Origin of the sequence: Clostridioides sp. ZZV15-6383 (assembly GCF_020657735.1) — a bacterium.
Lineage (GTDB): Bacteria > Bacillota > Clostridia > Peptostreptococcales > Peptostreptococcaceae > Clostridioides > Clostridioides difficile_D.
The window spans coordinates 1-7,072 of record NZ_JAGWCV010000092.1 but is presented as its reverse complement, the minus strand read 5'-3'; the positions used below and the strand labels follow the sequence as shown (position 1 = coordinate 7,072).

Genomic DNA, 7,072 nt, shown 5'->3' with positions numbered 1-7,072 from the left:
CTTCTTCAACAGATTTAAATATTCTATTATCATTTTCTAGACTAATATTTTTAAATCTGCCCCTAGTTTCCTCATTAAATGCAATTTTACCTTTATTTTTATAATCTTTTACCCAGTTTTGAACTTGGGTTTTGCTTCTTATATTCAGCATCTCAGCAATTTTGTATGATGAGTATCCTTCTTTTATATATAAGTTTACAGCTTTTAGTTTAAGTTCTTTGCTATATTTTTTGTATTTTTTAGACATAGAAAAACCCCCTTAGAGTATACACTTTTTAGACCTATTATAATGGCCTTTTATTTAAATGTCTACTATAAGGGGATTATACTAATTCATCATTAGCCTTTTCTTGGATTGGCATTAACGCAAAAAGAATGATGCTTAACAATAAACTTCCTAAAATAACTGCTATTGTAGACTTTCTTTTTATTATTTTTTTTAACTCAAATTTAATTAATGTAGACATACTTATCTCCTTATACATATTTATAGTACTTCATTAATACAATATAAATACAAATCTTCTAAAGTTGGTTTTAAATTACATGCATTGTCATGTGGTTTTATATCGCTTACAATTCTAAGATTTGCAACGCCCCCAGAATGCTGGATATTTGCTAAACAATATCTATCAGACATATAATCTATTTCATTCTCATTAACTATACATTTCCATACTTTATCTTTTATCTTTGAAGTTACTTCTTCTACTGAACCAGTTAAAATAAAGCTTCCATTTTTCATTATTAAAATTTTATCTGCAATATGTTCTACATCAGATACAATATGAGTAGACAAAATAACGATTTTCTCCTTAGAAAACTCTGAAATTAAATTACGAAATCTAACTCGTTCTCTAGGGTCTAGCCCTGCTGTTGGCTCATCTAATATTAGAATTTTAGGGTCATTAAGAAGCGTCTGAGCAAATCCTAGCCTTTGCTTCATACCTCCAGAGAATGTTCTTATTTTTTTATTAATTACCCCTGATAATCCTACCATTTCTAATAATTCTTGTGTTTTTATTTTTGCATATCTAGGCATTAATCCTTTTAATGAAGCTATATATAGCATAAATTCTTTAGCAGTAAAATCTGGATAATATCCAAAGTCTTGAGGAAGGTATCCAATCATATCTCTAAAATCTTCTCCCATATCCAAGTTATTTTTACCATCCACCTTTACTTCTCCAGATGATGGGCTTAATATTCCGCAAATCATTCTCATAAGGGTTGTTTTTCCTACCCCATTTTCTCCTAAAAATCCATATATACCCTCATTTAATTTAAAGTCAATTTTATCTACTATAATTTTATTGTTGTACTGTTTTGTTAAACGCTCCACGCTTAGCTCCATACTATCCCTCCTGATACTGTATATTCTTATTTTTTACTTAGATAATAATATTTTCAAATGAACAAAGATGTCTCCATGTTTTTCTTATTTCATATATTAATGTTACTGATGTTACTAGAAAAACAATTAACCATTGGTTTATTACTTCAAATTGATATATGCTATTTCTAAAACTGCTCAGTGTAACTATTAATAATACAAGAGATACACCATATATCATACAATAATAATTTGTATGCTTACCTTTGTTTCTATTTATAATTTCCATACATCCTATACACATTAAGTTAAAAGGTACTAGTATATAAATTATTATATACAGGATGTCTACATCGATGATTTGTTTTGCAGATATTAAGATAATAAACATAAACAATAAATCACTTACTCCAAATACAAGCATTCTAGTAGCAATAATTTTATGTAATGTGTTTTTTGTTGAGAATTCTATTTCTAAAATACTACTATTATATACTTTTGATAATTCTTCTATGTTTGTTAGTACAAAAAGTGGTGATGCTATAGAAATCAAGGATAAAGTATTATAAAATGAATTACTATCTGCTGACGTACTAAATAAAAATATACATACTGTACATAGTACTAGAAATTGTATAATCCAAGTTCTTTTTCGTATAAAACCAATTTGAGATATAAAAAAATCTATACTATTCATCCTTTTATCAGCATTAGTAAGTGTTAACTCATGTATAGTTTTAATAGTCTTTTCAAAAGCTGAAACATCATATTTTGGAACTTTATACTCCTGTAGACTTTTTTTTATTTCTTTATTATTCATAGTTTACCCCCTTCCAGATATAATTCTAGTTTTTTTAATGCTCTATTCATCCGATACTTTGTAACAGAGACACTTGAATCCATAATCTTAGCAATGTCTTTAAATTTCAAATCATGGTAATACCGTAAAATTATTACTTCAAATTCTACTTCTGGTAATTTAGTCAAAGCTTCTTTTACAAATATTTTATTTTCTACATCAGATAATTCTTGATTTGATATTTCTTTATCTAATGACTCTAAATATATTGGCTGTTTTTTCTTCCAAAAATCTTTACACTTGTTTTTTGCAATAACATATAAATAGTTTTCAAACTTACCATAGTGTTTATAATCGCTTATATTCTTTATAACTGTTACAAATACATCTTGAGTTAAATCTTGTGCAGTCATTTTATTGTCTACATGGCGATAACAATAACAATAGATACTATCATAGTATTTTTTTATTAGAGTATCAAACAATTCTTTTTTTCCTGCTTTTATTTGGGATATAATCCGAGCATCATTCACTATTATCACCTCCGTCATTATATATAACGATTTAAATTATAAAAAAGTCAGTATTAAAAAATTTAATTTACCATTTTTATAATTATTTTTAAGCATAGCTCTATAACTATTACCTATACTAGTAATACATATACAAATAATCTTATTATATCAAATTAAATATTCTTCCCCTAAATATTTATAGTTTAAAAGCTAAAGAATTTTATATTTGTAAATGTGATTTAAATAACATAAATTATTCCTGTCATCTTATATAACTTTTATAATTGCAAAAAAAAGTATGAATATTATAGTATTATTAAAAACAAATTTTTATTAATTAGAATACTTGTCCTGAATAATTTCATAAAGAAGTGCTAATTATTAGCAACTTCTTTACCTGATTTTTGTATTTTTAATTCTTTATCCAACATAATTTTTTCTATTGCTTCGTATATTATTGTATCTTTTTCTTGTTTTTCTTCTAATGTAAACTTTCTTCCTAAGATTGTTTCAGGAGATACTACATGGCATATGGTATTTCCATGTAGTACTGTCATGGATATTTTATAACCACTTTTGTCTGTTGGAACATCTATATCATCATTAAAGTATGTTATAGTAACTGTACCATTTAAGTCTCTTTCTATCTTTGACATTTAAATCCCCCCTTTTTATATTTTATGTATCTTAAAAATTGTCCTATTCTCAATCAATATTTATAATTGACCAATTAAACTCAGATTGATTAAACATAAATTGCAAAAAATAACGAACTATAAACATTGCTACCACATATAAAAATTAAACACTGAAATATGATATACTATCTTTATTAAGCTAGCTAATTTGTGCATAAAAAGAGAGGATGGACTATTAAAAAAAATATATTATATAAATTACAAGGAGCTGATTTTATGGAATGGATTGAAAGACTAAACAAAGCAATTAACTATATTGAAGAAAACATAACAAAAGAAATTGAATATGAACAAGTGGCAAAAATAGCTTGTTGTTCTACATATCATTTTCAAAGGATGTTTGCTTATATGGCAGATGTACCACTTTCTGAATATATTCGCCGTAGACGAATGTCTTTAGCGGCTGTAGAACTACAAAATGATGATAAAAAAATAATTGATGTAGCTTTAAAATATGGTTATTCTTCTCCAACGGCATTCAATCGTGCCTTTAAAAGTATTCATGGTGTTGCTCCATCAGTTATAAAAAAAGGAGAAATAACAACTTTTAAAGCATTTCCACCAATCAGCTTTAAAATTAGTATTAAAGGAGCCGAAGAAATGAATTATAGAATTGAAAAGAAAGAAGCATTTCGTATAGTTGGTGTATCTCAACCACTTCACACTGAGTTAGAAAAGAATTTTGAGATTGTTCCTCAAATGTGGCAAAAAGTTGCTTTAGATGGAACACTTCAAAAGCTAATATCTATGATGGATAGTCAACCTCAAGGTGTATTAGGTATAAGTATTTGTAATAATTCAGAAGAATGGAAGTATTGTATCTCTGTTTCAAGTACAAAATCTATAGATAATACATTGGAGGAATACACTGTTCCAGCTTTTACTTGGGCAATATTTTCTGGAGAGGGACAATGCCCACAGGCAATGCAAGAACTAGAAAAGCGTATTATAACAGAATGGTTACCTACTTCTGGTTATGAATATGATAATGGTCCTGATATTGAACTTTACTTAAATCCAGACCCTCAAAATGCTAAATTTGAAGTATGGATACCTGTTGTAAAAAAATAGTTTAAAATTTAAAAGTTGAGTAAGATATGAAACTAGTAGTATAAATACTTACCTAAATTATAAGATTTTAAATATACTATCAAAATTACCATATAAAAATAAACCTGCAAAATATATTCTGTATTTTGAAGGTTTATTTTTTGTGTTTTAAATATAATCAACTTGCTACTGAATATAATATATTCAAGGAGTGTGATTTAATGAATGTGGCAATTTATTTACGCAAAAGTAGAGCTGATGAAGAAGCAGAACATAGGGGTGAATTTGAGACTTTAAGTAGACATAAGACGACTCTTTTAAAACTAGCAAGAGAGCAAAATTTAAATGTCATTGACATTAAAGAAGAACTTGTTTCTGGTGAAAGTGTAGAATATAGACCTAAGATGCTAGAACTATTAGATGAAATTAAAAATAATAACTATGATGCTGTTCTAGTAATGGATATTGACCGTTTGGGTCGTGGAAATATGCAAGACCAAGGACTTATATTAGATGCATTTAAAAAATCTAAGACAAAAATTATTACTCCTAGAAAAACTTATGATTTAAATGATGAATTTGATGAGGAATACTCTGAATTTGAAGCTTTTATGGCTCGTAAGGAATTAAAATTAATCTCTAGGCGTATGCAGAGAGGAAAAATCAAAAGTATTGAAGAAGGTAAATTTATAGCTCAAGCTCCTCCTTATGGATATGATATTAAATATTTAAATAATAAAGAAAGAATACTTGTAATAAATGAGGATAAAGCAACTGTTGTTAAAATAATCTTTGATATGTATTTAAAAGGAGATGGTGCCTGTAAAATATCCAACTATTTAAATGAACTTGGTTATAAGACTACAACAGGTAGAACTTGGTATGAAAAAGGTGTAAGAGATATCATAAAAAACAAAGTATATTGTGGGTACATAGTATGGAATAAAGTTGATAGAAAGAGAAATTCTAGTAGAACAAGAGAAATTGAAGAACAAATTGAAGTAAAGGGAAAACATGAACCAATAATAAGTGAAGACATATGGAATAAAGCACAAAACATAAGAAAAAAACGTAGTAATTCTCCTACTCCAAACAATAAAATAACTAATCCATTAGCTGGGATTGTAAAATGTGGATACTGTAATCATACTTTAGTAGCCAAATCAAATACTACATCAAGTGGATATGAGAAATATATGGTATGTACTAATTGTAAAAACAAAGCTACTAAATTATATATATTGGAAAATAAAATATTAGAGGTCTTAAATAAATGGTTAATAAATTATAGCCTATCTTTAAAAAAAGAAAAAGACAATTTGAAATTTGAAGACACTTTAAAGCGTACCCTGATAAGTTTAAATAAGGAATTTGATAGTTTAGAAAAACAAAAAGAACGATTACATGATTTTTTAGAACAAGGAGTTTATGATAGTAATACATTTATGGAACGTTTAAAAATAATCACATCTCGCATAGAAAATGTGAAAGATTCTATAAATAAAACAAATATAGATATTGAACTAGAAAAAGAAAAAAATGAAGTTAAAACACAAATTGTTCCTCAACTTGAAAAAATTTTAAGTGAATATACAGAGGAGAAAGAACCGTATCTAAAAAACATATTGCTTAAAACTGTAATCAATTATGCTGTATACAAAAAAGAACCTAATCAAAAATCTGATGATTTTTCTTTAATACTCTACCCTAATATCCCAAGAAATTAATTACATATTTTGATGTTATAATTAGACTGATTACCAATTTGGTGTAATGGCTGGAGCTTTTGCAGGTGGAGAGGGCGACTTTACAACAGCATTTGAACCTACAGCAACAGCTATGGAAAAAGAAGGTAGTGGATATATAGTTACATCTATAGGAAAAGACTCTGGGGAAATACCTTTTACAGCTTACTCTACTACAAGATCATATATGAAAAATAATAAAGATTTAATTCAGAGATTTACAAACGCTGTTTATAAAGGCCAACTATGGGTTCAACAAGCACCTAGTAAAGAAATAGCTAAGGCTATGCAACCCTTCTTTGAAGATATATCTTTAGAAGACTTAATAACAGTTGTAGATAGATATAAATCAATAGATGCATGGTCTCAAAATCCTGTGTTAAAAGAAGAAGGCTTAAATAAATTAATGTCTGTTATGAAAGAAGCTAAGGAATTAGATAAGGAAGCACCTTATAAAGATATCGTAAACACTGAGTTTGCCAATAACTCTATAAAAAATATCAAATAAATATATGTTTAACCTTAACTAAATATTTTCTTAATTATATAATAAAAACTAATAAAAATGGGGCTGTCGCACTAAAAAATAGTGCTACGCCCTTTTTTGTATAAAAAAAATAAATCCCAAGTTCAAAAGAGCCTGGGATTCTTGTATAATAATTGTATGCAAAAACAAAATACTATACAAATTGATTATACTACTTATGGTGATAATTATCAATTTAAATTACCACTAAATATTGATTACATGATTCCAAAAGATGATTCTGTAAGGTTATTAAGTCAAATTATTGAGGAGATGAATTTAGAAAAACTATATAAGACTTATTCTCGAATTAGAGGAAATAGAGTAACCCCTAGACAACTTTTGAAAATTATAATATATGCAAACATGAACTGTATTTATTCTTCAAGAGAAATAGAGAAAGCAT

9 protein-coding genes and 1 pseudogene are annotated in these 7,072 nt (G+C 27.2%); 4 read left to right on the top strand and 6 right to left on the bottom strand.

Annotation, left to right across the window (positions count from 1 at the left end; genetic code table 11):
• The 6 genes from KGF42_RS18345 to KGF42_RS18320 all read right to left on the bottom strand — a co-directional run.
• Positions 1–247 (bottom strand): helix-turn-helix domain-containing protein (locus tag KGF42_RS18345; protein ID WP_227826843.1); only part of this gene is annotated, 247 nt, incomplete at its 3' end.
• Positions 248–323: 76 nt separating this feature from the next.
• Positions 324–467, bottom strand: a complete 144-nt coding sequence (locus KGF42_RS18340; RefSeq protein WP_227826842.1) for a hypothetical protein — start codon at positions 465–467, stop codon at positions 324–326.
• Between the two features lie 20 nt (positions 468–487).
• Positions 488–1,354 (bottom strand): ABC transporter ATP-binding protein, encoded by an 867-nt coding sequence (locus KGF42_RS18335; RefSeq protein WP_227826841.1) that lies wholly within the window; start codon positions 1,352–1,354, stop codon positions 488–490.
• Between the two features lie 37 nt (positions 1,355–1,391).
• Entirely contained in the window at positions 1,392–2,153 is a 762-nt protein-coding gene (locus tag KGF42_RS18330; RefSeq protein ID WP_227826840.1) for a hypothetical protein, read from the bottom strand.
• A complete protein-coding gene (locus KGF42_RS18325) occupies positions 2,150–2,665 on the bottom strand; it encodes an RNA polymerase sigma factor (RefSeq protein WP_227826839.1) in 516 nt (171 codons plus the stop codon). The genes KGF42_RS18330 and KGF42_RS18325 overlap by 4 nt, the downstream gene beginning before the upstream one ends.
• 356 nt (positions 2,666–3,021) lie before the next feature.
• A complete protein-coding gene (locus KGF42_RS18320) occupies positions 3,022–3,303 on the bottom strand; it encodes a hypothetical protein (protein WP_227826838.1) in 282 nt (93 codons plus the stop codon).
• A 258-nt stretch (positions 3,304–3,561) separates the two neighbouring features.
• Between KGF42_RS18320 and KGF42_RS18315 the strand changes: the two genes are divergently transcribed.
• From KGF42_RS18315 to KGF42_RS18300, 4 genes and pseudogenes are all read left to right on the top strand, one after another.
• Complete coding sequence (locus KGF42_RS18315; RefSeq protein ID WP_227826837.1) at positions 3,562–4,416, top strand: AraC family transcriptional regulator; 855 nt, start codon at positions 3,562–3,564, stop codon at positions 4,414–4,416.
• A 200-nt stretch (positions 4,417–4,616) separates the two neighbouring features.
• Positions 4,617–6,122, top strand: a complete 1,506-nt coding sequence (locus KGF42_RS18310) for a recombinase family protein (RefSeq protein ID WP_227826836.1) — start codon at positions 4,617–4,619, stop codon at positions 6,120–6,122.
• 46 nt (positions 6,123–6,168) lie between these two features.
• Positions 6,169–6,648 (top strand): hypothetical protein, encoded by a 480-nt coding sequence (locus tag KGF42_RS18305; RefSeq protein ID WP_227826835.1) that lies wholly within the window; start codon positions 6,169–6,171, stop codon positions 6,646–6,648.
• A 156-nt stretch (positions 6,649–6,804) separates the two neighbouring features.
• A pseudogene (locus KGF42_RS18300) lies at positions 6,805–7,072 on the top strand (IS5/IS1182 family transposase); the annotation flags it as partial.